Below are 26,366 nucleotides of genomic sequence, written 5' to 3' on the forward strand. Positions count from 1 at the left end.
AAAAAAAATAACGATTTTCACTATATTTGTTAGAGACTTCAGAATTTACCTTGCTTTATGGAGACCTACGCAACGGCGCTTTTATATGCCATCCCATTTTTTGTAATCCTTTTAACGATAGAGATAACTTACGGCTATTTTGTAAAAAAACAAATGCATAAGGTAATGGATACTGTTTCCAGTATAAGTTCAGGGTTGACCAATATCATCAAGGATACCTTAGGGCTGGCATTGATTGTAGTTTCCTATCCTTTTTTGTTGGAGCATTTGGCCATAACCGAAATTAAGGCCACTTGGTTGGTATGGACCATTGCTTTTGTTGTTCTGGACTTTGCCGGTTATTGGAACCATAGGCTAAGCCATAAAATTAATATTTTTTGGAATCAGCATGTAATTCATCATAGTAGTGAGGAGTTTAATCTTGCCTGTGCCCTTAGGCAGCCGATCAGTAACCTAGTGGGGTATTTTTCCCTGTTCCTTATCCCAGCAGCGGTTTTGGGCGTTCCCCATATGGTGATAGCCATTTTGGCTCCCATACATTTGTTTGCGCAATTCTGGTACCATACCAGACATATCGGTAAAATGGGATGGTTGGAATATGTCTTGGTCACCCCTTCACAACATAGGGTGCACCATGCCATTAACCCGGAATACATTGATAAGAACTTAGGACAGATTTTGTGTGTTTGGGACCGTATGTTTGGTACGTTTCAGGAGGAGCTGGATGAGGTCCCTCCGCAATTTGGTGTATTGAAACCTGCTGGGACCTGGAACCCTATAATTATCAATTTTCAGCATTTGTGGAGGATTTTGCAAGATGCATGGCGAACCAGGAGTTTACGGGACAAATTGCGGATTTGGTTTATGCCTACCGGCTGGAGACCCGATGATGTTATGGAAAAGTATCCCATTGCTATCATAGGGGATGTTTACAATTTTAAAAGATATGCACCTGGGGCCACCAATGGGCTGAAACTATATGCCATTTTTCAAATGTTGGTAAGTTTGGGTCTAATGATGTTTATGTTCTACAATTACACTGAAATTGGTTTTGAGGGGCTACTTATATTTAGCGGCTTCATTTTTATCGGGATATATGGATATACTACTCTGATGGATAGAAAAAAATATGCTGTTGGGATTGAAATTGTTAGGGGGGTGGCCGGTATTTTATGGATAGTTTATTTTGGCGATTGGTTTGGCCTAAATTCTTACCTTCCTATGGCCAATATGTGGATAGGGGCCTATTTTCTGCTCACTATTTTTGCAGGTATATATTTCAGCTATTTTGAAAATAAGGAAACCGAATTGGGAATGGCTGCTTAAGAACATTGTTCAAGTCAACTTAGACAGAACTTGTATTTGTTGAAAACGGAAGGTTAGTATTTTATCTATTTTTTGGTATTCCTGATTTCTTTGTCCACCAATTCTATATAGCGCTCCATAGCTTGTTCTATACTTACATTTTTTGCTTGGATCAGGGCGTTGGCCTTAAACGCATTTATTAGGGGCGTCCTGCTGCCAGGATGGCTAAAATTGCGGTTGGCAATTTTAAAATAGGCATATAGTTTTAATAAAAGATCGGCAGGCAAGGGGTCTGTATAATCATTAACGAAATCGACCGCTGCTATAAAATCTTTATTTAGTTTATCAGTCTTCATTTTCTTTTTTAACCCTTGTAGTTGCAATACATGTTTTTGCCCCGGTCACCTTTTGGTGCAATTTTACGGTAATTGCACTATCCAAAGGTAAGAACAAATCTACTCTAGAGCCAAATTTAATAAATCCTGCATCCTCTCCTTGTTGAACGCTTTCTCCCACTTCCGCGTAATTAACGATACGACGTGCCAAGGCACCGGCAATTTGGCGGTAGAGGATATCCCCAAATTTGGGAGTATTAATCACTATAGTGGTTCTTTCATTCTCTTCGCTGGATTTGGGATGCCATGCCACAAGATATTTACCGGCATGATATTTTGAAAATTTAATAAGTCCACTTGCAGGGTATCTGGTTACGTGAACATTTATTGGCGACATAAAAATGGATACTTGGATCCGCTTTGCCTTAAAATATTCCGTTTCCTCCACTTCTTCAATGACAACTACCTTACCATCTACCGGTGCCAATATTTCATCAAAACTCTTGGAAACGTTCCTTTTGGGATTTCTAAAGAACTGTAGAATTAAAACAAGGATAACCAAGGAAATTATTTGAAGTCCAAATTTTAGCCAAGTTATATCTATAAAATAATTGGCCAATACTATAATGGAACAAACTATAATAAAGGTTGTTGTAATAATTTTTTGTCCTTCTTTATGAAACATGTGAAAAAATAATTAAAGTTAAATATGCGAAAGGTGCTGAAAAAACCAAACTGTCCAATCTGTCCAACATGCCACCATGTCCCGGTAAAATGGCTCCACTATCCTTGACCCCAGCGGCCCTTTTAAATTTAGATTCTATAAGATCTCCCAAACTTCCCGTAACTACTATTACAGTTGCTAGGATCAACCATTGCCCCAATGAAATGTTGGTCTCATATTTCGATAAAAAATATGATGCAGCCAAGGCAAAAACAAAACCTCCAATTGCTCCCTCTATTGTTTTTTTGGGGGAAATAGATGGGAATAATTTAGTACGTCCAATACTTTTTCCTACCAAATAGGCAAAGGTATCATTTACCCATATAAGGATAAATACCCCCATGATCAGAAATTTGGCAAATTCATTGTCCTTATAAGGTATCATAGTAAGGAAAATACAGCCTCCTCCTATATAAAATAGGCCTATAATGAACTTCTGTAAATTGTTGAACAGTTTTTCTTTTCCTGAAAAGAGGTAGTACAACAATATAAAATTAATCGATATAGTAATGAACATCAAAATATTGACAAGAATCTTATCGTCAATAAGATAAATAAATGCCCACCAAAGTGCCAAATAGGCTATAAAGATATGGTAACCTGGAAGTTTTATCATGCGTTTGTACTCGTAAAGACATGCGAGTCCAAAGGTCATAAATAAAAAATCGAATGCATCGGAGCTTAAAAATACGGCGGAAAGTAGCAGAATTACATAGACCGCACCTGTAAGTAAGCGCCTTAAAATTTCTTTCATGTTATAAGTCTTCCAGAAGTAAAAGATAAAGATTTTTAGAACTACTTCCGTAAGTTAAGAAATCGTCTGAATTTTCAGCCGTAGGTTGGAAATGTTTAATGGTGGTAATATTGGCCGGAATTACATTTTTATACTTCTTTTTAATGGTCTTTAATCCCTCTCCAATAGATTCGACCATTTGGCTAGTAGTGGCAAAAACAATAACATTTGATGGTAATTCGTGAAGTTTTCTTTCCTTCAACTGATTGGAGCAAACCAAAATGGAACCATTTTGGGCAATTAAATGCTCACAGGTAGTGAAAAATATTTCGCTATTATTGGGGAGGTTGGTGAAATTTATTTCCTGTTTGGAAAACTTTTCCTCCAATCTTTTGTCCATTGAAAAAAAGGTTTGATCCTGCCATTTATTTTCAATGATAATGTTGTCCAAATTGCTGAACACCTCATTAATGGAATCACAATACAGGAACTTACCTCCGTTATGTTTAAAGTTAATGGTAAACTTTTCGTCGACAGGAATGTTTAAGTCGGGCATATGTTGCCCTCTCGTTTCCACAGTTTCCTTGGAAACCTTTCTTTTTCCTCCCCCGAAAAGTTTATCAAATAATCCCATTAATATCTAAATGGTGCTTTAAGCCCCCTAGTTGTTTAGGAACAACGAATTATTTATTGTTTTATTTTTCTGTTTCCGATTTTGGAAGATCCTTATTGGCTTTTTCTTCTTTTTCTGCTGCTTCCTCAGCTTCCAGTCTTATATCTTTTTCAAAAGGGCGCTTACCAAAAATCTTTTCCAAATCGTCCTTAAATATAACTTCTTTTTCCAATAAACGTTGCGCTAATTCGGTAAGTTTATCTTTGTTGTTGGACAATAATTCAACAGCTCTTTTATACTGCTCCTCAATAAGCTTGGAAATCTCCTTGTCTATGGTCAATGCAGTCTGTTCGCTATAGGGTTTGGAGAAACCATATTCATTTTGGCCAGATGAGTCGTAATAGGTAATATTGCCGATCTCTTCGTTTAATCCATAAATGGTTACCATGGCCCTGGCCTGTTTTGTCACCTTCTCCAAATCGCTAAGTGCACCCGTTGAGATCTTGTTGAAGATTACTTTTTCGGCAGCCCTACCACCCAAGGTAGCACACATTTCATCTTTCATTTGTTCCGGGCGAACAATTAAGCGTTCTTCCGGTAAATACCAAGCTGCACCTAAAGATTGTCCTCTGGGCACTATAGTTACTTTTACCAAGGGTGCTGCGTGTTCCAACATCCAACTTACTGTGGCATGTCCGGCTTCGTGATACGCAATAGTTTCCTTTTCCCCAGGAGTAATTATTTTGTTTTTTTTCTCCAGACCCCCAACAATTCTGTCTACAGCATCCAAGAAGTCCTGTTTGGTGACAGCTTTTTTCTCTTTACGTGCTGCGATCAATGCCGCTTCGTTACATACATTGGCAATATCGGCACCGGAAAAACCAGGAGTTTGTTTGGCCAGAAAATCCAAATCCAATGTTTCGGCCGTTTTTATAGGTCTTAAGTGTACTTCGAAAATTTCTTTCCTCTCCCTAATGTCCGGAAGGTCTACGTATATCTGTCTATCAAATCGGCCCGCTCTCATTAATGCCTTGTCCAAAACATCTGCACGGTTGGTCGCTGCCAAAACAATAACGTTGGTGTTGGTACCAAAACCATCCATTTCGGTCAATAACTGGTTCAAGGTATTTTCCCTTTCGTCATTGGAACCTGTGAAATTATTCTTGCCTCTGGCCCTACCAATGGCATCGATCTCATCAATAAAAATAATGGCAGGTGATTTATCCTTGGCTTGTTTAAACAAGTCTCTTACCCTAGAGGCACCCACCCCTACGAACATCTCTACGAAATCTGAACCTGAAAGCGAAAAGAAAGGAACTTTGGCTTCTCCTGCAACAGCTTTGGCCAATAAGGTTTTACCTGTTCCTGGAGGTCCTACCAATAGGGCTCCTTTGGGAATTTTACCCCCTAAAGAGGTATATTTGTCCGGATTTCTTAAGAATTCCACAATCTCCTCTACTTCTTCCTTGGCGCCTTCCAATCCCGCAACGTCCTTGAACGAGGTTCTTGTATCTGTTTTTTCGTCGAACAATTTGGCCTTGGATTTTCCAATGTTGAAAATCTGACCTCCAGCTCCACCACCGGCTCCACCTGACATACGGCGCATTAAATAGATCCAAATACCTATGATCAGCACAAATGGCAGCAAGGTTAAAAGGAGTTCGGTAAGTACATTCGATTCTTGGTCGTATGTAAGCTCCGTTTCTAAATTGTTTTCCTTTTTAATGTCATTGATCTCATTTTCAAAGTTCTGCTGATCCCCATAGTTTACTACATACTGGGGCGTAGCAGTGGCTGTCAAGGAAAAGGGCTGATCGGATACATCCTTGTGAACCTCCTTTTTTAAGGCCTCTTCCGTAAGGAAGATTTTAGCTTGTCTAGTATTGGTAATAACCAATATTTTTCTGATATCCCCATTTCTAAGATACTCCTGAAGTTCGGAGGTACTTGCTTTTTTTGTGTTCGCGAAGTTTCCGCTGCCGAAAAATTGAAAACCAATTAATAATATTGCTATTACGCCATATATCCACCAAGTATTGAATTTGGGTTTTTTGGGACCTGTATTATTTTCTTTTGCCATTATTTTTTTTTACTGATTGAAGCTACTTTCAACTGAGGTTACTTTGGCGTCTCCCCAAAGTCCTTCTATATCATAATATTCTCTAACTTGTTTTTGAAATACATGTACTACTACGTTTACGTAGTCCATTAAAACCCATTCCGCATTGTCTGAACCTTCTACATGCCAAGGTTTGTCTTGAATTGCTTTACTGACAGTTTTTTGGATGGAGCCTACTATGGCATTTACATGTGTGTTGGAAGTACCATTACAAATAATAAAGTAGTCACAAACAGTATTCTCAATATCTCTAAGATCAAGTAAATTTATATCATGTCCTTTAACCTCTTCTATTCCACTTAAAATTAAGGCAATTAACTCATCTGCGCTACTTTTCCTTTTCTGCATTCAAAAATTTTAAATTTTTACAAAGTTATTATTTTTTTGTTTTTTTAACTATTGTTTTTAACAATACATTATATAATAATCATAAGATTGTAAATGCAATTAATCAAACTTAGTGCCACGGACTCCACAAACGCCTATTTAAAGGATTTGTTGTTCCATAATAAGATAGAGGATTTTACGGTGGTAATGGCCCATACCCAATTGAAGGGACGTGGGCAAATGGGGACAAGTTGGCTCTCGGAACCTGGTAAAAACCTGACCTTTAGTGTTTTAGTGAGGTCTTTAAACAGTCCTGTCTCCGAACAGTTTCTTTTGAATATTTATGTTTCTTTGGCAATTTATGACACTCTAACCCAACTTCAAGTACCGGATTTAAAGATTAAATGGCCTAACGACATTATGTCAGGACATTCCAAAATTTGTGGAATTCTTATTGAAAATATTTTATCCGGACAACATATTCAAGCCTCCATTGTCGGAATTGGATTAAATGTAAATCAATTAAGCTTCAATAGCCTGCCCAATGTGTCCTCCTTAAAGCTACTTTTGGGAAGATCATTGGATCTTGATGAGCTATTGTTGAATATTGTTGAAAATTTAAAAAAGTTGATTGCGCAGTACGGAAAAATGGATAGGGGAAATCTTTTTGAGCGTTACGAGACTACACTTTTTAGAAAAGATAAGCCGTCAACCTTTAAAAATCAGGACGACGAAATGTTTATGGGTTTTATAAAGGGCGTTTCCGATGCGGGAAAACTAAAGATTTTAATGGAGGACAACATACTGAAAGAATTCAACCTAAAAGAGGTGAAGCTACTGTATTGAGCCTTATGTCCTAAAATAAGTACCTGAACTTATATTTTGGAAAGGTTCTCGGATAGTGTCCCTATAAAATTATTGATAGGTGATTTTATCATCATGGCCATCATAGCATTGAATTCCCCTTCAAAACTTAGGGTTACCTCACTTTCATTCTCATTTAGTGTTGCAATATCGGCAGTCAGGGTAAAGGGCAATTTGTCACTAGCTGCACCAAAAATCACTTGTGAATGAGGTGTTTGCTGTTTTTTTTGCAATACAATTTCCGGCATTCCTTTAAGAGCAAATAAAAATCTATTTTCATTTATAAGCTCGAACTTACTAATATTTTCGGGCATTAAGGTCTGAAAATTCTTCACATCGTTCAGAAAATCAAAAACTTCCTTACTGCTTTTATTTACTTTTTTCTTGGGTGTTTCTAAATACATAATCTAAGATTGCCAGGTAGAGGGGCTGCTTTTCCACTCTAGTAAAGTTTTTAATTGATTTTCTTTTATATAATTGGTATCCGAGGCCTGTTGAATTAAATAATCGTAATTGCTCAAAGTATGTAGATCCAAGCCGTATTTCTTAAAGTTTTCATTGGCTACATCAAATCCATAGGTAAAAATGGCCAGCATTCCCTTTACATTTGCGCCATTGCTTTTTAAAGCGTCCACTGCATTTAGGCTGCTTTTTCCGGTGCTTATAAGGTCTTCAATAACAACTACACTCTGATTGGCCTCCAAACGACCTTCTATTTGGTTTTGGCGACCGTGGGATTTGGCTTCGGGCCGTACATAAATAAAAGGAAGTCCCAAATACTCGGCTACCAGCATCCCTATACCTATGGCCCCTGTGGCCACTCCGGCTATCACATCCGGCTTCCCGTACAGGCTTTCTACTTGCTTTCCCATTTGTTCCCGAACATAATTTCTAATGCTTGGGTACGAGAGGATTATCCTATTATCGCAATAAATTGGAGATTTCCAACCTGAAGCCCATGTAAAAGGATTTTCAGGTTTCAACTTAATTGCATTAATTTGCAGCAGAAGCTCTGCAGTTTTTTTGGCAGTGTCTTTGTCTAAAACCATGACGCAAATGTATAAAGTTTTTGTTAATGAGTCACCTCTGATTTTAACAAATAAATTATCAGATACGGCAAATAATAAATATTTTTTGTTGAACGGGTCTGCTATTAATGAGGCAATAGACTCCTTGGCTAGCAAAAAACTTAATGAAGCTTTTATTTATCACCCTAATAATGAGGAGATATTAAAGAAATTTTCGAAGAAAATACCGTTGGTGGTCGCAGCTGGTGGTGTGGTAACCAACAAGGAGGGGAAAGTACTTTTTATTTACAGAAACGATAAATGGGACCTTCCAAAGGGGAAGTTGGACAAGGGTGAGACCATTGAGGAATGTGCATTGCGCGAAGTAGAGGAGGAGACAGGGGTAAAGGGGTTGAAAATCGAGAATTTTCTGAGGACCACCTATCACCTTTTTAAGAGGAATGGATCCTACAAATTAAAGGAAGTGCATTGGTTTGCCATGAAGACCAATTATAAAGGAATTTTGGTGGGCGAAGCCTCTGAGGGAATAGAAAAAGTAAAATGGAAAGGCCCTGATAAAATTAAAAAAGCATTGGAAAATTCTTATGCCAACATTAGAATTCTGTTTGAAGATTAACGGATTATTCCTTTAGAATTCGATAAATGGGATATTGATTATGTTCCGGTTCATAGTATTTGGACCTTTTGTATATCCAATCCAATTGAGCATACCAGTCACCGGAAAAAGTACTGTCGATTTCCTTTTTTAGATTAAATTGGGTTTTCATTTCTTGGTTCTCTTGAAGGATCTCCAAGGCAATATCTTCGAACACATAAGGAGAAAAACCTTCCTTTTGTTGTAAAATAGCATCAAAGAAATTCCAATTAAAGAAAGAATCCGTAGCCTCCGGCTCCAGGGTCTCCAATAAATAGCGCAAGCCTTTCTGATTGGTTGGGACCAAGATGTCCCCGGCCGTAAAATTAACTTTTTGGTTGCTGCGCAGCACTTTGGTATTGTAATGTGGGTAGTGCCCCTCATATGAATTTTCAGCAGTACTGTAGCTGTCAATTTTATATGACTCTACCAATATGGAGGTATCTTGTTTTAAGGTCTTAAAGCTTATTTGGTTTACCGTTAATAGATCTATAATTTTGTCCCATCCTTTCTTTATAACATATGCCTTGGGAATTTCCACCTCATGGGTCGGATGATAAAAGTTTTGGTATTCAACATCTTTTACAAAAGGTCTATTTCTATCGTATTTAAGCCTTGGCAGGCCAGTTATTTCACTGTTAAATTCATCGGCTTCATATCCCTTGAATTCCAGGGTGGTACTTTTGGTAGTATCGATGGCCCATTGCAACGGGTAGTTTTGTTTCTCTAGATATACTTCAAAAGCATTTTCCCTTAAGTTTTTAATTTTCTTGTAATCTTTCTCCGAAATTTCCAAGATTTTTGTCATTAATGCATAGACGCCCTCTACTCTTTGTTTGTATGGTTTAAGCATATGTGTTTCAACCATTAGGCCCAAGGTGTTCCAAAGAGTGGTATAGCCTGTAGAATATCTGGGATAATCCATAAATTGGGAAAAGCCTTTTTCAGGTACTTGGTTAAAAACATTTACATAGGGCGTAATGTCCCAATCCGCCTCCGCAAGCGAATTTTCAAGTGTGGGCACCATCTCTTCATGAAGGTAATTGCCCAATTCACCTCCCAATTTATTATGTTGGGTAAATAGGTGGGTAAGTGTGTATTGATAGTCCGCCCCATTGCTAACATGGTTGTCTATAAATATATCCGGTTTTATTAAATGAAAAATTTTGGCAAAAGTGTGGGCGTTTTTAGAATCTACTTTAATAAAATCGCGATTAAGGTCGTAATTTTTTGCGTTGCCTCTAAAACCATGGGATTTAGGGCCGTTTTGATTTACCCTGGATGTAGAATTCCTGTTTAAGGCGCCACCAACATTGTATACGGGTATGGTGACCACCACTGTATTCTCGGGAGCATCCATATTTTTTAGTGCCAAATCCCTGAATAATAGCATTGTTGCATCTATACCATCGCTTTCTCCCGGATGTATGCCATTATTTATAAATAGGATACTCTTATCCCGCCCTATTTTTTGAAAATTAAAATCGGCATCCGGGTTGTAAGTTACCACATGCAAAGGATTGCCGCTGTCGGTAGTGCCAATGATCTGTATGTTTATTTCGGGGAACTCCTTGGCAAGTTGAATATAGAAGTCTATGATTTGAAGATAAGTAGCCGTTTCTTCTCCGTTACTGCGCTCAAAAACAGTTTTAATATTTTCAATTTTTCTTTCTTTTTTGGTCTCGCAAGAAATAAGACAAAGCAGTAAAAAAAGTCTTACCAGAAGTTTCATGCTACGTTATAATTTGTTTAAAACTCAAAAAAAAAGACTTTGAAGTTCAATTGAAAAATTAGGTAATTGATGGATTTTAATCTTTAATAAAAGAAGTCCAAAATAATCTTCAAGAATTCAAAGTTAGCTAAAACTTGGGTATTAATCGGAAATGGTAGCGGTAATTTTTTCTATTTCAGACCTTCGGATAGGTTTACTATTGTAAATAACGTTGTGGTGTGTCAAGGACCTAAAATTTTCGGCCTTGTCCATGTCAAATTGGTCAATGGAGGAGGTTACAATATTTATATTGACCTTTTTGTTTATGGGTAATTTTATGAACTCTTCCAGGAATTCCCAGCCATCCATTATTGGCATGTTGATGTCCAAAAAAATTAAATCGGGCAGTTCCGATTTTTCGATAATCATTTCCTTTATACAATCAATTGCGACTTGTCCATTTTTGAATTCAAAAATATCCTTACAAGTAGCAACAGAATTTAATATTTTTTTAATTCCGTAGATTGTTATGGTGTCATCATCGACAATGAAAATTGAATTAATTTTTGTCATTAAAATATAAATTAAAAGTGCTTCCAACACCTACTTGGCTCGTGGCACTAATTTTACCATGCATCGCTTCAATTTGATTTTTTGTAATGTAAAGTCCCAAACCTTTTGCGTCCGAATTGCCGTGAAAGGTTTTGTACATTCCAAATAACTTGCTCCCGTATTTTTTTAAATCCAGCCCAATACCGTTGTCTTCAATACTTATGACCGTATAATTTTGAACATAATTAACGCTTAACTTAATTATTGGGTCAACATTTGGTTTTTTATATTTCAGGGCATTGGTAATAATATTTGTCAAAATGTTTTTTAAGTAAGAGGGTACTACGCTTATGTTTACATCATCTGATACTTCACTTATTACAGTGGCTTTGGCCTTGTTTAGCTGATTATTGACTTGTTTAAGTACAGTGTTTAACTTTTTATTGAAGTTGACCTCTTTCTTAATTATGTTGGACTCGGTATTAATGGCAACAATATCATTTAAATTATGAAGAGTTTCCATTAGGTTTTTGGAGGAGTCCGTAAGCATCTCCATAATTTTATGTCTTTCCTTTTCATCATCCTCGTGGCCCAAGAAATCCAATAGCATAGCAAAATTGGCAGAATGGGATCTTAAATTGTGCGAAACAATATGGGCAAAATTAATTAGCTTTTTATTTTGGGAAGAGGTTACGGATATTAGGCTTTTGAGTTCTTTCTGTTTTTGTTTTTGTTCTGAAATATCCATGCTGATCCCTACAAGTCCGGTAACTTCGCCATTTTCCCCTATTAATGGAATTTTGGAAGATAGAAAGGTAATAACGGAACCATCAGGGCCGGTACGTGTTAATTCCTTGTTCAACATAGGAATTTGCGAAATCATGACTTCAATGTCCTCATCCCTGAATTTTTGAGCCGTAGCCCTGTCGTACAGGTCAAAATCATCCTTCCCGATAATATCGCTCTCATTTTCAATTCCAAGAAATTGCAGTTCAGATTTATTTGCCAGTAACTTTTTTGATTGGGTATCCTTAATATAAATCTGTAATGGTAGATTGTTTATTAGTGTTTTTAATAAATGTTCATTGTCTTTGGTTTTTTGTTCTTTCTGTACAAAATCCGTTATGTCCTGAACAATTCCTATGAGTCCCACGTATTCGCCATTCTTATATAATGGCTTTCCGGAAACATTCACCCACTTTTCATTTCCTTTAGCGGTAATGATCTGCAATTTTTCGTTCCAAGGGGATTTTTTCTGGTTGGCAGAATAGATGGCCATGGAAATGGTGTTCCTGCTATAGCCGGTCTTATAAAAATTTACAGAGTTGTCTATATTGATTTCAAAATCATCATCGACCTCGAAAATACGTCTTATCATTTCACAGCATGTAAACTTATCCTTAGATTTTTGGTATTCCCAATTACCTATTTTTCCATGCTCTCCTGTCTCCTTTTGCAGGAATTCCAGTTTCTCTATTCTTAATTCGTTCTTAACCTTATCCGTAACATCTATGGTTTGCACGATTGCGCCAATTATGTTTTCCTGTTCATCGTACCAAGGAATATTTGTCCATTCGAACCACTTTTCTTTAGAGCTATTATCTAGATAGGCCTCTATATCCGACTCTGGAAATTTCCCATCGAAACATGCCAACAAATTATTGGACCATTTCTTGCTCGTATTTCCGAACAGTTCATAAATGGATTTTCCAATATAGTCCTTGCCTTGGAATCCAAATTCTTCGGCCCATTTATCCGACGCGAGTACAACCTTAAACTCCCTATTAATAAAGGCAGTTGGTTTTGGCAACTGTTTTATTAGGAATTGGTTTGATACGATGGGGGTATTCATAATCATCTGTCGCATTTTCCTACAATAGTAGTCCGATTATTTAATACAGCGAATAGATTGTTGTGAATTGGACGAAATTAGTTGTGTAACGGTAATATGAAGAAATTTATAGCCATTTTCCATTGTTTTCAGTTCCGTGGGAATCTGGAAAATGTAGTCTTCTCACGGTAATAGTCAAATGACTACGCCGAATATGCATTGGGTTCCTTGAAGGATTAATACAAGGGTTTATTTTATTTTGTCCTGACCGAATCTGGAACCAAGCCAGAATAGTCACCACCGTTTCTAATTACATCCCTAACAATGGAAGAACTAATGTAGGATTTGCCCGAGGAGGTCAGCAAGAATACGGTTTCTATTTCGGAAAGCTTACGATTGGTATGGGCTATTGCCTTTTCAAATTCGAAATCTCCTGGATTTCTAAGGCCTCTTAGTATAAAGCTTGCGTTAACTTTCTTGCAAAAGTCAACCGTTAGCCCCTGATAAGTTAGAACGGTTATTTGTGGTTCATCCTTAAAAGCCTCGGAAATAAATCTTTTGCGCTCTTCGAGCGTGAACATGTATTTTTTATCGGTATTTACCCCTATGGCTATGATCAGTTCATCAAAAAGGGTTATTCCCCTTTTTATAATGTCATAATGCCCTAAGGTCAAGGGATCAAAAGAACCTGGAAAGATGGCACGTCTTTTCTTCATTTTTGCAAAATTAAGGTTGTCTATTTCCAGTGGCCTAACATAAAGCCGGAAATAAAGGATTCTCTAAAATACCCATTCTATTGTAAGCGGGTATGGTTTTAAAATTACTTATTTTCTCCCAAAGCTTCCCAAACGGCACTTTCAAAGAGTTCAGAAAGGGAAATACCTGCTATTTTGGCCTGCTGGGGCAATATACTTTCTGTGGTAAGGCCGGGTGTGGTATTCATTTCCAGCATAAAAGGCTCATCATTCACAAAAATGAATTCACTTCTAGAAAACCCTTTCATTTTTAAGACTTCATAGGCTTTTTGCGCTATTTGGCTCACCTTTTTCTCTTGTTCCTTTGTTATTCTTGCCGGTGTTATTTCTTGGGATTTGCCTTCGTATTTGGCTTCGTAATCAAAAAAATCGTTTTCAGATACAATTTCGGTGATCGGCAATACTTTTGTCTCCCCTTTGTATTTGATAACCCCGACCGAAACCTCGGTTCCGTTTAAAAAGGATTCTATAAGTATTTCATTGTCCTCTTTAAAGGCATTGTCAATGGCATTGAGCAATTCTTCTTTTTTGTAGACTTTGGAAATGCCAAAACTGCTTCCGGCCTTATTGGCTTTTACAAAACAGGGCAATCCTACTTTTGCTATTATCCCATCTTCGTCAATAGGGTCTCCAAAATTAATATAGTATGAAGGTGCCGACTTTATGCCATATGGTTTTAGAACGCTCAGCAGGTCACGTTTGTTAAAGGTCAAGGAGGCTTGGTAGTAATCGCAGGAAGTTTGCGGTATTCCAATCAGTTCAAAATAGGCCTGCATAAGGCCATCCTCCCCGGGTGAACCGTGAATTGCATTAAATACGCAATCGAATTTTATAATTTCGGTGGCTGTATCAACTGTAAAATCATGCCTATTAACAGGGTGTTCTTTTTGGTCAGCATCTACATAGACCCATTTGTTCTTAAAAATATGTATTCTATAGGCGTTGAATTTTTCTTTGTCCAAATAATCATATACTACACCTCCGCTAGTTAAGGAAATCTTATACTCGCTGGAGTAGCCACCCATTATAATTGCAATATTTTTCTTCATTGGATAAAACTAAATTTAAAAATTGGTAATAACAGCCAGTCAAAGTGAGTTATTGTAAGCAAGCATGCTTTAAAAAGGCCATAATTATTCAGGCTATTTTTAAAGCTATCTGATAGCTAAAATCAATAATCAAATAACATGCGTTCAAAGTAAAGAAAAAGCGTCCGGTTTTCTATCTTTGTGGCACAAGAAAATATACCATGCGAAATTTTTTTAATTTTTTAACGAGTAAATCTTTTTTGATTCAGTTGGTGCTGGCATTAGTGGTTTCTGTTTTGTTGGTAGTTGGGGCTATGCAGTATTTAAAGGCCACTACCAATCACGGTAAGTTTGTAGAGGTTCCCGACCTATCCAAATTATCGGTGACGGAGATGAGGTCGATTATTGATCAATCACAATTGAGATATGAGGTGTTGGATTCGGCCAACTATAATCCAACCTATCCTAGGTTTTCCATTATAGACCAAACTCCCCGCGCCGGGAGCAAGGTTAAGGAGAACAGGAAAATTTACATTACCGTTAATCCATCCGGATATAAAAAAGTCACCATTCCGAATATTATTCAGGTTACCCAAAGAAATGCAAGCTCAATGCTCAAGGCAGTTGGTTTGGAAGTGGAAAGGGTTACCTATGTGGACGAATTGGGAAAGGATATGGTCTACAACATTAAGTATAAAGGAAAATATATTGTCCCTGGGGACAAGCTGCCAAAAACCTCGAAGATAGAGTTGATATGCGGCAACGGTAATATTACCGCAAGAGCAGAAGTAAAGGCAGAGTCTGAATAATTATGGAAGCACAGGATGAGTTTGAATTAAATGAGGAGGAACTTTTTGAGCATCATAGTTTTAAGGCTTCCAAAGGTCAGGATCCGTTAAGGATCGATAAGTTTTTAATGAATTTCATTGAAAATGCAACAAGAAATAAAATCCAGCAGGCCGCAAGGGATGGAAATGTCTGGGTAAACGGGGCAACGGTAAAACAAAATTACAAGGTAAAGGCAGGTGACCATATTCGGGTCATGTTTGCGCATCCACCCCACGAAAACTTACTTACGCCAGAGAACATACCTTTAAATATTGTCTATGAGGATGATGTTCTTTTGGTAGTGAACAAACCTGCTGGGATGGTGGTGCATCCCGGGCACGGAAATTATTCAGGAACCTTGATCAATGCCTTGATCTATCATTTCGACAATTTGCCAAAGAACAGTGATGAACGTCCCGGTCTGGTGCATAGAATAGATAAGGATACCTCTGGCCTCTTGGTGGTGGCAAAAACGGAAGCTGCAATGACGCATTTGGCCAAGCAGTTTTTTGAAAAATCGAGCGAACGTGAATATATAGCATTGGTCTGGGGAAATGTGGAAGAGGATGAAGGAACTATAGAGGGGCATATTGGCCGTAATCCTAAAAACCGATTGCAGATGCATGTTTTTCCTGAAGGAGAGCAGGGCAAGGAGGCGGTTACCCACTACAAGGTTCTGGAACGCTTTGGATATGTAACCATGCTTTCCTGTACTTTGGAAACAGGAAGAACGCATCAGATCCGGGTGCATTTAAGACATATTGGCCATACCTTGTTCAACGATGAGCGGTATGGTGGGGAAAAAGTTTTGAAGGGAACCACTTTTACAAAATACAAGCAATTTGTAGATAACGCCTTTAAAATCTTACCTAGACAGGCACTACATGCAAAGACCTTGGGGTTTGTGCATCCCGTTTCCGGCAAATTCATGAGGTTCGACTCCGAAATACCTGAGGACATGGCCAACTGCATTGAAAAATGGAGGCAATATGCCAAGCATAGTCAAGCAGAATAGGTTTCGTTTATACCGATATTGATAACAAGATTTTAAAGAGTTAGGTAATTTAATGGTCAGCTATTATTTTTGGCTTAATTCTTAATAAGATCCCAACAAGTATGAAAATAGTTATATCACCTGCAAAATCTTTGGATTTCGAAAGTAAATTGCCTACCAAGGAATTTTCACAACCCTATTTTTTAAAGGAAGCCGAACAGTTGAACAAGGTTCTGGCAAAGAAAAAGCCTAAGGCCTTATCCGAGTTAATGGGCATTTCGGCCAATCTTGCAGAACTGAATTGGGAAAGGAACCAGCAGTTTACGGTTCCCTTTACGGAAGCAAATGCCAGGCCTGCAATTTATGCTTTCAACGGGGATGTTTACCAAGGTCTGGACGCCTATACCCTTGCAACGGATAAATTGGAAAGTCTTCAGGGGAAACTAAGGATATTATCGGGTTTGTACGGTGTTTTAAAACCTTTGGATCTCATGCAGCCCTATCGCTTGGAAATGGGGACACCATTAAAGATAGGGCGTAAAAAGAATCTATACGAGTTCTGGAAAAAACAGATTACCGATTATCTAAATTCTGAATTGCAGGACAAGGAGCTTTTCCTTAACCTGGCCAGCAATGAATATTTTAGTGCGGTAGACGAAAAGCATCTTAAAGTGCCGGTAATTACCCCAATATTCAAGGATTGGAAGAATGATAATTTAAAGATAATTAGTTTTTTTGCCAAAAAAGCTAGGGGAACCATGGTGCGTTATATTTTGGATACCGATGCCAAAACCTTGGAGGATGTTAAGGGGTTCGACAGGGATGGCTATCTGTACAGTAAGGAACATACCCTGAAGGAAAATCAACCAGTGTTTATCCGATAGAATATTTCCAGAAAAAAAGCGTTATTTTCAAATAAGTCCTACTACTTAATTGAGATTGATATGAAACGACTCGCTTTATTGTTTTTGATTGCTACTGTGTTTATTGGTTGTTCGGACAGGGATGACAATCTGGAAGGGGTGAATATCAGGATTAAAAATGAAAGCAACGTTACTTTTGATACCGTGCAGGTGGGTAGCGACGAAATGATTCACGAAAATATTGGTCCCGAAGAATATTCCAGCTATCTAGAATATGAAACGGCTTATTCTTATGCATATATAAATATAATGGTAGGCGAGGAGAATTTCGTTTCGCAGCCAATAGATTTTGTAGGTGAAACGCCATTGGAAAATGGATTTTACACCTATGGGCTAAGTATCTCCGAGGAGGGGGATGTTATCTTGAATTTTATGGTGGATTAGCCTACAATAAAATTTTGCCTTTATTTTTTCTTACCGGGACTTATTTTTTCTTCCACACTGGGTCTTTTTTTAATTTTTCGTTTACGCCTTGTGCCGTATGTACCGTTAATAATTTTTCCTCTTTTCGATTTTTTATCGCCTTTTCCCATTTTGTCTATATTTTATCCTTTTAAAGTTAAAATATTAATACCTTATAGGCAAGTTTCGAATAGAAACACTTTTGATCCATAATTTTGATTTGTAACAAATTTCTTAAAAGATATGCTTTTAACATATTGGCGACCTAGCCCTAATATGCTAAGTTTGTAGAATTATAAAATTATGTTAAATTGAGTAATTCTAAAAACGTAATAGATTGAAAATAAAAAAGGTTTTAGTAGCAAACAGGGGCGAGATCGCCATTCGTATATTTAGGGCATGTGTAGAAATAGGAATTAAAACGGTAGGGGTATATACTTACGAGGACCGCTATTCCCTGCACCGTTATAAAGCCGATGAAAGCTATCAGATAGGGGAGGACAATGAGCCCTTAAAGCCCTATTTGGATATGGACGCCCTTATCAAGGTTGCTAAGGACAATAATGTGGATGCCATACATCCAGGATATGGATTCCTGTCAGAAAATGCCAAATTTGCCCAAAAATGCGACGACAACGGGATTATTTTCGTCGGCCCTAAGGTTTCGGTTCTAAAGGCTTTAGGGGATAAGATAACTGCCAAGGATGTTGCTGTAGCCAATAATATACCTATCATACGAAGTAGTGATAAGGATTTGACCGATATAAATATCGCCCTTGAAGAAGCTAAAGAGATAGGTTATCCCTTAATGCTCAAAGCTGCTTCAGGTGGAGGTGGACGGGGAATGAGAGTGATCCGTACCGAAGATGAGCTTAAAAAAGGATTTCCTGAGGCAAGGAGGGAATCGCTTAACGCATTTGGTGACGATACTGTTTTCCTGGAAAAATTTGTTGAAAACCCCAAGCATATAGAAATTCAGATCGTTGCGGATACCCATGGCAATATAGTGCACTTGTTTGAACGTGATTGTTCCGTGCAACGGCGCTACCAGAAGGTTATAGAGTTTGCACCTTCCATTGGACTACCACAGGAAACAAAGGATAACCTATACAAGTATGCTATAGACATTTGTAGGGCCGTAGACTATAACAATATTGGAACGGTAGAATTTTTGGTAGATGATGATGGTAGTATCTACTTTATAGAAGTAAACCCCAGGATTCAGGTGGAGCATACGGTGACCGAAATGATCACCAATATCGACCTGGTCAAGGCCCAACTATTTATAGCAGGAGGATATAAACTTTCCGATAAACAAATTAAGATACAGGATCAAGCTTCAGTAGTAGTTACGGGCTATGCCCTTCAGTGTAGGATAACCACAGAGGATCCAGGAAACGATTTTAAGCCTGATTATGGCGTGGTTACCACCTATAGAAGTGCCTCCGGATTAGGTATTAGGCTGGATGCCGGTAGTATTTATCAGGGGGTGGCCATATCGCCATTTTTCGATTCCATGCTGGTCAAGGTATCTGCTATCAGTAGAACATTGGACGGATCGTGTAGAAAAATGCGCAGGGCATTGGCAGAGTTTCGTATCCGTGGTGTTAAGACCAATATGGCCTTCCTGGATAACATTCTAAAGCATCCTACTTTTAGGGAAGGTAAGGTTACCGTAAATTTTATAAAGAACGAACCAGAACTCTTCAAGTTTGTGGAACCGAGGAACCGTGCCAATAAATTGGTCGAGTTTCTAGGGGAAACTATTGTTAACGGGAATCCCGATGTGAAAAAATTGGATAAGGATCATATTTTTTCCAAACCAAAAGTTCCTTCTTTCGCGAAGTTCGAAGCTTATCCAAAGGGTACAAAGGATCTTCTAACGGAATTGGGTCCGGAACAATTTGCACAGTGGCTTAAGAATGAAAAAAAGGTCCATTTTACGGATACTACCATGCGCGATGCCCATCAGAGTTTGTTGGCCACACGTATGCGAACTATAGATATGTTAAAAGTGGCTGAGGGTTATGCCAAGAACCACCCGGAAATTTTTAGTATGGAAGTCTGGGGAGGAGCCACATTTGATGTCTGCCTTCGGTTTTTACAGGAAAATCCCTGGGAGCGTTTGGAACTATTGCGCAAGGCCATGCCCAATGTTTTATTGCAAATGTTGATAAGGGGCTCCAACGGTGTTGGTTATACCGCTTATCCCGATAATTTGATAGAACGGTTCGTTGAGGAATCCTATAAGTCCGGAGTAGATGTATTTCGAATATTTGATTCGCTGAACTGGATGAAATCCATGGGGCCATGTATTGATTATGTGCGTACCAAAACAGGTGGCCTGGCAGAAGGGTCAATTTGCTATACTGGAGATATTTTAGATCCTTCCAAAACCAAGTACGACCTAAAATATTACGTGCAATTGGCGAAGGATATAGAGAATGCTGGCGCGCATATTTTAGGAGTTAAGGATATGGCAGGTTTGTTAAAACCATATGCCGCTTATGAATTGATTTCCGCCTTAAAATCGGAAATTAATATCCCTATTCATTTACATACTCACGATACCTCTTCTACCCAATCAGCCATGTATTTAAAAGCTATAGAGGCCGGAGTGGACGTTGTGGATGTTGCCCTGGGCGGATTGTCCGGGCTTACTTCCCAGCCCAATTTTAATTCGGTGGTGGAGATGTTACGTTTTAACGAGCGCCAGAATATTTTGAATACCGATAAATTGGCCGAATATTCCAATTATTGGGAAACGGTCCGTAATTACTATTATACCTTTGAGTCCGGATTAAAGTCGGGTACCGGAGAGGTATACAATCATGAAATACCGGGCGGACAGTATTCCAACCTAAAAGGACAGGCCATAGCATTGGGATTGGAGGATAAATTTCCCGATGTTACCAAAATGTACGGCGAAGTAAATAAACTGTTCGGCGATATTGTAAAAGTAACCCCTAGTTCCAAAGTGGTTGGGGATATGGCGCAATATATGATCAGTAATGGACTTACAGTGGAGGATGTTCTTGAAAGAGGGGATAGCATTAATTTTCCCCAATCTGTTATAGGGTTCTTTAAAGGGGATCTGGGCCAACCAGTTGGTGGTTTCCCCGCTAAGCTACAGAAAATTGTACTGAAGGATGAAAAACCGTTTACGGATAGACCCAATGCACATTTGGAGCCTATAGATTTTGATAAGGAATTTAATGCCTTCAAAAGAAAATTCAGTTCAGGAATGGGACGCGAGCTACTTATAACCGATTTCCTTTCCTATAAATTATATCCAAAAGTTTTCACGGATGCCTATAACCACCATGTAAAATATGGCAATGTGGTTAACATCCCGACCAAGAATTTCTTTTATGGAATGGAAATTGGGGAAGAGATCATTGTGGAGTTGGACCGGGGTAAAAACATACTTGTTTCTCTTATGCTGAAGGGCGAACCAGATGAAGCTGGTAACGTTAGCATATACTTTAAGGTAAATGGTCAATTGCGAAACGTGATTATTAAGGATAAATCCGTTAAGGTAGATAAGGTTGAAAATGTTAAAGCGGATAGTTCCGATCCTAAGCAGATAGGTGCCCCATTACAGGGATTGTTGTCCAGTGTTTTGGTAAAGAAAAACCAAGAAGTGAAAAAGAACCAACCCTTATTTGTTATAGAAGCCATGAAAATGGAAACAACGGTTACTGCCACGGAAGAGGGTATTGTAGATAGGGTACAACTAACTGGAGGCTCCTTGGTGAATTCCGAGGATTTGGTAGTGGTATTAAAATAAATAGTACAGCTTAATAAATATTATGGTTGCAGGGAACTCCTAAATTGTTGGGCTTATCCCTGCAACTTTTTTTGTCCGTTTACCTTTGTAAGCGCAAAGCCATTTATATTCATGAAGTCTTCCAATATGTTCTTGCATACACATCCTTACGAACCCTTCTTATTCGAGGATGCTTCGAAACTGATAGTAGGGACCCTGCCACCGCCCAGATTTACTACAGGTGATTTAAAGGAGGGGGATGTAGATTTTTGTTACGGAAGCCGGGATGGCCAATTGTGGCCCATTTTAGATCGAATTTTTGGACTCAATTTAGATTTTGAAACTACAGAAAAGGCTATAAGACAACGTATGGATTTTCTAAAGGAACGAAAAATAGGGATATGTGATATAGTGCAAAGTGCAGAACGTTCCAAGATCGATGCTTCGGACCTGGGGATGGAGAACATTGTATTGAGGGATATGTTTACTTATATTCAACAATGTCCCAAAGTGGATACCTTATTGTTTACAGGGGGAAATAGTAAAAATGGACCCGAGTATTTTTTTAGAAAGTATCTCAAGGAACAAGGGTTTATCCTGGAACCGGTTTCCAATGAGGTACCCCGTGTACACAAGTTTGTTCTTCCATGTACCAATTTGGACATTTCGTCCAAAACCCCAGTAAAGTTAAAAGACAACAAGGAGAGAATAATTAAAACAGTATCCTTAACAGCACCTTCCGGAGCAGCCAACAGGGCAGTTGGAAGCTTGAAGTTATATAAGAAGATGAAAGATGAAAACCCTGAATTCAATACGATCGATTTCAGGGTTTTACAGTATAAAGAATTTTTTTAGAAGAATTCCATTATATTCCAGCTCGTGGATTTACTTAGCATCTTTTAATGCTTGTTCTGTTGATCCTTTATAGTATCCTTCTCAATGTCAAAGTTATTGGTGTCAACATTGGTATTCCCGGTAGGGTTCGTAGGATTGGATTGTTCCACTTTTCTTTTAAACTTTCTCTTATCATTTATAATTCCCATTCTGTTTAAGTTTTAAGGTTCCTTCCCAACTTAATAAAAAGACCTGTATAATTCCGTTAAAGCCTTTATAAACCTTTGTTATGGAATGTTAAGGGCTAAAGTTTAATTTTCAAGGAAAGCGTTGGATGTGCCTTTGCTGCAACCAAATTATCTGTGGATAAATAAATCGGTTGATAGTCAAATGTAATGGACATGGCTGTCCTCTTATTTTTGCCGGCACTGATAAAATAGGGAATACTGGCTAAACCGGTCAAAAATCCGACCGTGCCGATAATGCCAGCTATGTCCGTGGTACTGGCCGATCCACTATCCCAGCTGGAATCAAATTTAGCGAATCCTCCAACGGCCATTGCCGTTCCTCCACCTAACAAAATCCAGGCAGTGGTTTTTTGTTTTTTGCTTTTCTGTAAAAAATAATCTTTGGAGAATTCTTTAGTCTGTCCTACTAAAATAGAACTGACAAGTAGTAATGCAAGAAGTAAGCGAATTGTTCTCATGACATTTATATTAATGACAATTAAGATATTCATCTAATTCAGGAGGCAATTACTTTTTTAAGGTATTCAAAGAGCGGATAATTATTTGTTTATGCTATTAAAGTTAGATGTTAAATCTGGATAAACAATCTGCTTTATGGTTAAATAAAATAGACGGTTCAAAAATAATTCTGGACCATTGGATTCCTGCCTGCGCAGGAATGACATTGCATGAATAAAGGCATTCTAATATCCGATCATGTAGTTATTGGAGTATAGCTGATATTAAGGAAGTTTGCCCTTTTCAATCTGTTTAATTATTGTTGAAGGGAATTAAGTGTTTTTTTAATGTATTCCTGCACAGGCAGGAATCCGGATATTACTGTGTTTTATTTGAGAGTGAAATTTCTTGATAGTGTGGCTCAGGGTATATAGTGATGCCTTTTATTGGCTGTCTGCCTAGCAGATTTAGTTGTCATTCCTGCGCAGGCAGGAATCCACTCTAATATTGGAACACAACCAAATCATTCTTTGCCAATTTTGTATTATCTTAAATGTACAATTTCAAATGTCTGCCTAATAATTATCTTACGAAGTGGAGAAAAGGAGGTAAAATGCACAAAACCATTCATCAATACTACGTCTATATTCTAACAAATAAAAAGAATGGAACCCTGTACATCGGAATGACCAATGATTTACAGCGAAGAATTTATGAGCACAAAAACAAATTAAATGATGGCTTCACCAAAAAATACAACTTGGATAGACTTGTCTATTTTGAAAATCATCAATTTGTTGATGATGCCATAAAGAGGGAAAAAAATCTTAAAAAATGGAAACGCGACTGGAAAATTAACTTAATTATAAAAGATAATCCTCAATGGCAAGATCTTGCAATTGATTGGCGCCCTCAATAATGGATTCCTGCCTGCGCAGGAATGACATTGCGTGAATAAAGGCATTCTAATATCCGATCATGTAGTTATTGGAGTATAGCTGAAATTGAGGGAAGTTTCCAATTTCGATTCATAGGTCGTTTTTAGTAAACAATAAAGAATTGATAAAAAGGGTATGCCAGTCTATTGGATTCCTGCGCAGGCAGGAATCCAACATGGTGGTGTAAATGCAGTAGAAACTTACTTTTTAAGGACTTTTATGACCAATAACCTTATTAGCAGAACAAATGGAAATCCGTGTAAAAGAACATCGAACCAGTCCATGGGTTTCATTCCGGCAGCCCCGCCCAATATCCATTTTACCTTACCTAGGATATGGGGTTCCGGAAAATAAGGTGCCAGACCAAGGGTAAGGCACAAAAGCAGAACTATTTTCCAATTATTTATAATGTCCATCGCTGTAGTTTATTTTCGAATTCCCGTAACGAAATCGCCAATTTTGTCAACACCATGTTGTGTCAGAAATTTAATAAAGGCCGATCCAATAATGGCTCCCTTCGCCTGTTTGGTAGCTTGCAGAAAGGTTTCGGAATTGCTTATTCCAAAGCCAACGACCTGTGGGTTTTTCAATTTCATATCCGCAATACGCTCAAAGTAGGTTTCTTGATTATTTCCGAAACCATCCTGGGAACCGGTAACACTGGCGGAACTTACCATATAAATAAATCCGTCGGAGGCCGCATCAATTTGACGGATACGGGCATCACTGGTTTGTGGGGTTATCAAGAAAACATTCACAAGCCCATATTTTTTAAATATTGCTTCATAATCTTCTTGGTATACGTCCAATGGCAGATCGGGCAGAATAAGTCCGTCTATTCCTATTTCCTGACATTTTTTGCAGAATTCCTCTACTCCAAATTGTAGAACAGGATTGAAATATCCCATAAGGATTAAGGGTATGGAGACTGATTTCCGGATATCTTTTAACTGCTGAAATAATAACGATGTGGTCATTCCATTCTTCAATGCCTGGGTAGAACTGGCCTGAATAGTAGGACCATCGGCCAAAGGATCGCTGAAGGGCAATCCGATCTCAATCATGTCCACACCATTTTTTTCAAGATCTTGAATAATTTTTACCGTATCGTTTAAAGAAGGGTAGCCCGCGGTAAAATAAATGGACAATATTTTTTTATCTTCTTGTAATTTTTGATGTATTCTGTTCATTCTAAAATTATTTTTTTGCATTCCACCAGGGCGGTCATGTATATGTAGCTTACAGCTTAAAATATTTTATATAGGTGTCCAAATCTTTATCACCACGTCCCGAGAGATTAAAGACTACGACATCCTCTGGTCGGAATTTTCTGGTTTCCAGAATAGCAAACGCATGTGAGGATTCAATGGCTGGGATAATCCCTTCCAATTTGGATAGTACCATCCCCGCCTGCATAGCTTCATCGTCCGTAACGGCAATAAATTCGGCCCTGCCCGTTTTGTATAGATGCGCGTGCATGGGTCCAACCCCTGGATAATCAAGTCCTGCGGAAATGGAATAAGGTTCTGTAATCTGCCCATCGGCAGTTTGCATCAATAAGGTTTTGCAGCCATGTATTATTCCCATTTTTCCCAAGACGGAGGTTGCAGCACTTTCACCGCTATCCACGCCCAGTCCTGCCGCTTCTACAGCAATAATGCCCACTTCCTTTTCGTGTAGAAAATGATAGAAGGTGCCAGCAGCATTACTGCCACCGCCTATACATGCTACAACGTAATCTGGATTTTCCCTGCCTTCTTTTTCTTTTAACTGCCATTTTATTTCTTCGGAAATAATGGACTGAAATCTGGTTACCATATCGGGGTAGGGGTGGGGGCCAATAGCCGACCCAATAATATAATGGGTGTCCACAGGGTTGTTGATCCAATCCCTTATGGCCTCATTGGTAGCATCCTTTAGGGTTCTACTTCCGGAGAGTGCTGGCCTTACTTCAGCTCCGAGCATTTTCATTCGGGCAACATTGGGAGCTTGTCTGGCAATATCTATTTCGCCCATGTATACAATGCACTCCATTCCCATAAGGGCACATACCGTAGCCGTTGCAACGCCATGTTGACCGGCACCGGTTTCGGCAATGATCCTGGTCTTGCCCAGACGTTTGGCCATTAAGATCTGTCCAATGGTATTGTTGACCTTATGTGCACCGGTATGATTGAGATCTTCACGCTTTAAATATACCTTGGTGTTGTACTTTTCTGATAAACGTTTGGCAAAATAAAGGGGCGAAGGTCTGCCTACATAATCCTTCAATAATTGATCGAATTCCTTTTTAAAGGATGGTTCTGCCATTATTTTAAGATACTGCTGTCTAAGGTTTTCAACATTGGGATAGAGCATTTCAGGAATAAAAGCTCCTCCAAATTCTCCATAATATCCCTTTTCGTCTACGTTGTAATTCATGGTTTTATAGTA

Annotated in this window: 29 protein-coding genes; 10 read left to right on the forward strand and 19 right to left on the reverse strand. The window is 38.4% G+C overall.

Features of this window, described 5'->3' with window-relative positions; translation table 11 throughout:
- Positions 1–57 precede the first annotated feature (57 nt).
- Positions 58–1,326, forward strand: coding sequence for a sterol desaturase family protein (locus KO529_RS15075; RefSeq protein WP_215948710.1), 1,269 nt, complete (start codon positions 58–60; stop codon positions 1,324–1,326).
- Between the two features lie 65 nt (positions 1,327–1,391).
- On the opposite strand, the gene KO529_RS15080 is transcribed toward KO529_RS15075, so the two are convergent.
- The 6 genes from KO529_RS15080 to rsfS form a co-directional block, all read right to left on the reverse strand.
- Positions 1,392–1,661, reverse strand: a complete 270-nt coding sequence (locus KO529_RS15080) for an acyl-CoA-binding protein (RefSeq protein WP_215948711.1) — start codon at positions 1,659–1,661, stop codon at positions 1,392–1,394.
- Positions 1,651–2,325: a phosphatidylserine decarboxylase family protein gene (locus tag KO529_RS15085; RefSeq protein WP_215948712.1), complete on the reverse strand. Its 675-nt coding sequence runs from the start codon at positions 2,323–2,325 to the stop codon at positions 1,651–1,653. Before KO529_RS15085 ends, KO529_RS15080 begins: the two co-directional genes overlap by 11 nt.
- On the reverse strand, positions 2,315–3,118 hold the full coding sequence (locus KO529_RS15090; RefSeq protein WP_215948713.1) for a phosphatidate cytidylyltransferase: 804 nt from the start codon (positions 3,116–3,118) through the stop codon (positions 2,315–2,317). Before KO529_RS15090 ends, KO529_RS15085 begins: the two co-directional genes overlap by 11 nt.
- A 1-nt stretch (position 3,119) precedes the next feature.
- Positions 3,120–3,731 (reverse strand): LUD domain-containing protein, encoded by a 612-nt coding sequence (locus tag KO529_RS15095; RefSeq protein WP_215948714.1) that lies wholly within the window; start codon positions 3,729–3,731, stop codon positions 3,120–3,122.
- 61 nt (positions 3,732–3,792) lie between these two features.
- On the reverse strand, positions 3,793–5,790 hold the full coding sequence (ftsH, locus tag KO529_RS15100) for an ATP-dependent zinc metalloprotease FtsH (protein ID WP_215948715.1): 1,998 nt from the start codon (positions 5,788–5,790) through the stop codon (positions 3,793–3,795).
- Between the two features lie 9 nt (positions 5,791–5,799).
- Entirely contained in the window at positions 5,800–6,177 is a 378-nt protein-coding gene (gene rsfS / locus KO529_RS15105) for a ribosome silencing factor (RefSeq protein WP_072863361.1), read from the reverse strand.
- A 93-nt stretch (positions 6,178–6,270) separates the two neighbouring features.
- On the opposite strand from rsfS, the gene KO529_RS15110 reads away from it, so the two are divergent.
- On the forward strand, positions 6,271–7,002 hold the full coding sequence (locus KO529_RS15110) for a biotin--[acetyl-CoA-carboxylase] ligase (RefSeq protein ID WP_215948716.1): 732 nt from the start codon (positions 6,271–6,273) through the stop codon (positions 7,000–7,002).
- Positions 7,003–7,031: 29 nt separating this feature from the next.
- Here the strand turns inward: KO529_RS15110 and KO529_RS15115 are convergent, their stop codons facing one another.
- A complete protein-coding gene (locus KO529_RS15115) occupies positions 7,032–7,424 on the reverse strand; it encodes an SRPBCC family protein (protein WP_215948717.1) in 393 nt (130 codons plus the stop codon).
- A gap of 3 nt (positions 7,425–7,427) precedes the next feature.
- A complete protein-coding gene (pyrE, locus tag KO529_RS15120; RefSeq protein ID WP_111625419.1) occupies positions 7,428–8,069 on the reverse strand; it encodes an orotate phosphoribosyltransferase in 642 nt (213 codons plus the stop codon).
- Positions 8,070–8,076: 7 nt separating this feature from the next.
- Between pyrE and KO529_RS15125 the strand changes: the two genes are divergently transcribed.
- The gene (locus KO529_RS15125) at positions 8,077–8,664 is read left to right on the forward strand and encodes an NUDIX hydrolase (RefSeq protein ID WP_215948718.1); all 588 of its coding nucleotides are present in this window, start codon (positions 8,077–8,079) and stop codon (positions 8,662–8,664) included.
- A gap of 4 nt (positions 8,665–8,668) precedes the next feature.
- On the opposite strand, the gene KO529_RS15130 is transcribed toward KO529_RS15125, so the two are convergent.
- From KO529_RS15130 to KO529_RS15150, 5 genes are all read right to left on the reverse strand, one after another.
- Complete coding sequence (locus KO529_RS15130) at positions 8,669–10,414, reverse strand: M14 family metallopeptidase (RefSeq protein WP_215948719.1); 1,746 nt, start codon at positions 10,412–10,414, stop codon at positions 8,669–8,671.
- 141 nt (positions 10,415–10,555) lie between these two features.
- On the reverse strand, positions 10,556–10,966 hold the full coding sequence (locus KO529_RS15135) for a response regulator transcription factor (RefSeq protein WP_215948720.1): 411 nt from the start codon (positions 10,964–10,966) through the stop codon (positions 10,556–10,558).
- Positions 10,953–12,803 carry a PAS domain-containing sensor histidine kinase gene (locus KO529_RS15140; protein ID WP_215948721.1) on the reverse strand — a complete coding sequence of 617 codons (1,851 nt, stop codon included), beginning with the start codon at positions 12,801–12,803 and terminating at the stop codon, positions 10,953–10,955. Before KO529_RS15140 ends, KO529_RS15135 begins: the two co-directional genes overlap by 14 nt.
- 227 nt (positions 12,804–13,030) lie before the next feature.
- Positions 13,031–13,492, reverse strand: a complete 462-nt coding sequence (gene coaD, locus KO529_RS15145; RefSeq protein WP_215948722.1) for a pantetheine-phosphate adenylyltransferase — start codon at positions 13,490–13,492, stop codon at positions 13,031–13,033.
- 104 nt (positions 13,493–13,596) lie between these two features.
- Entirely contained in the window at positions 13,597–14,580 is a 984-nt protein-coding gene (locus KO529_RS15150; RefSeq protein ID WP_215948723.1) for a D-alanine--D-alanine ligase, read from the reverse strand.
- Between the two features lie 200 nt (positions 14,581–14,780).
- On the opposite strand from KO529_RS15150, the gene KO529_RS15155 reads away from it, so the two are divergent.
- The 4 genes from KO529_RS15155 to KO529_RS15170 all read left to right on the forward strand — a co-directional run bounded on the left by KO529_RS15155 (position 14,781) and on the right by KO529_RS15170 (position 17,688).
- Positions 14,781–15,368 carry a PASTA domain-containing protein gene (locus tag KO529_RS15155; RefSeq protein ID WP_215948724.1) on the forward strand — a complete coding sequence of 196 codons (588 nt, stop codon included), beginning with the start codon at positions 14,781–14,783 and terminating at the stop codon, positions 15,366–15,368.
- A 2-nt stretch (positions 15,369–15,370) separates the two neighbouring features.
- A complete protein-coding gene (locus tag KO529_RS15160) occupies positions 15,371–16,402 on the forward strand; it encodes an RluA family pseudouridine synthase (protein WP_215948725.1) in 1,032 nt (343 codons plus the stop codon).
- A 101-nt stretch (positions 16,403–16,503) separates the two neighbouring features.
- Positions 16,504–17,265: a peroxide stress protein YaaA gene (gene yaaA, locus KO529_RS15165; RefSeq protein WP_215948726.1), complete on the forward strand. Its 762-nt coding sequence runs from the start codon at positions 16,504–16,506 to the stop codon at positions 17,263–17,265.
- Positions 17,266–17,325: 60 nt separating this feature from the next.
- Complete coding sequence (locus KO529_RS15170) at positions 17,326–17,688, forward strand: hypothetical protein (protein WP_215948727.1); 363 nt, start codon at positions 17,326–17,328, stop codon at positions 17,686–17,688.
- 20 nt (positions 17,689–17,708) lie between these two features.
- On the opposite strand, the gene KO529_RS15175 is transcribed toward KO529_RS15170, so the two are convergent.
- Positions 17,709–17,837: a 30S ribosomal protein THX gene (locus KO529_RS15175; RefSeq protein ID WP_215948728.1), complete on the reverse strand. Its 129-nt coding sequence runs from the start codon at positions 17,835–17,837 to the stop codon at positions 17,709–17,711.
- Positions 17,838–18,043: 206 nt separating this feature from the next.
- Here KO529_RS15175 and KO529_RS15180 point away from each other — a divergent pair, with 206 nt between their 5' ends.
- Positions 18,044–21,496, forward strand: a complete 3,453-nt coding sequence (locus tag KO529_RS15180; protein ID WP_215948729.1) for a pyruvate carboxylase — start codon at positions 18,044–18,046, stop codon at positions 21,494–21,496.
- A 126-nt stretch (positions 21,497–21,622) separates the two neighbouring features.
- Complete coding sequence (locus tag KO529_RS15185) at positions 21,623–22,330, forward strand: uracil-DNA glycosylase family protein (RefSeq protein WP_215948755.1); 708 nt, start codon at positions 21,623–21,625, stop codon at positions 22,328–22,330.
- Positions 22,331–22,374: 44 nt separating this feature from the next.
- Here KO529_RS15185 and KO529_RS15190 read toward each other — a convergent pair whose 3' ends face one another.
- Together KO529_RS15190 and KO529_RS15195 are read right to left on the reverse strand one after the other, a co-directional pair.
- The gene (locus tag KO529_RS15190; protein WP_178347011.1) at positions 22,375–22,518 is read right to left on the reverse strand and encodes a hypothetical protein; all 144 of its coding nucleotides are present in this window, start codon (positions 22,516–22,518) and stop codon (positions 22,375–22,377) included.
- Positions 22,519–22,613: 95 nt separating this feature from the next.
- A complete protein-coding gene (locus tag KO529_RS15195) occupies positions 22,614–23,015 on the reverse strand; it encodes a hypothetical protein (RefSeq protein ID WP_215948730.1) in 402 nt (133 codons plus the stop codon).
- 593 nt (positions 23,016–23,608) lie between these two features.
- Between KO529_RS15195 and KO529_RS15200 the strand changes: the two genes are divergently transcribed.
- Entirely contained in the window at positions 23,609–23,914 is a 306-nt protein-coding gene (locus tag KO529_RS15200; protein ID WP_215948731.1) for a GIY-YIG nuclease family protein, read from the forward strand.
- A gap of 219 nt (positions 23,915–24,133) precedes the next feature.
- Here KO529_RS15200 and KO529_RS15205 read toward each other — a convergent pair whose 3' ends face one another.
- The 3 genes from KO529_RS15205 to trpB are packed head-to-tail and all read right to left on the reverse strand — an operon-like array spanning position 24,134 to position 26,354.
- Positions 24,134–24,349 (reverse strand): hypothetical protein, encoded by a 216-nt coding sequence (locus KO529_RS15205; RefSeq protein WP_215948732.1) that lies wholly within the window; start codon positions 24,347–24,349, stop codon positions 24,134–24,136.
- 9 nt (positions 24,350–24,358) lie between these two features.
- Positions 24,359–25,123, reverse strand: a complete 765-nt coding sequence (trpA, locus tag KO529_RS15210) for a tryptophan synthase subunit alpha (RefSeq protein WP_215948733.1) — start codon at positions 25,121–25,123, stop codon at positions 24,359–24,361.
- 49 nt (positions 25,124–25,172) lie between these two features.
- On the reverse strand, positions 25,173–26,354 hold the full coding sequence (gene trpB / locus KO529_RS15215; protein WP_215948734.1) for a tryptophan synthase subunit beta: 1,182 nt from the start codon (positions 26,352–26,354) through the stop codon (positions 25,173–25,175).
- Between the last annotated feature and the right edge of the window lie 12 nt (positions 26,355–26,366).

Origin of the sequence: Arenibacter algicola (genome assembly GCF_018860365.1) — a bacterium.
Taxonomy (GTDB): Bacteria; Bacteroidota; Bacteroidia; order Flavobacteriales; family Flavobacteriaceae; genus Arenibacter; species Arenibacter algicola_B.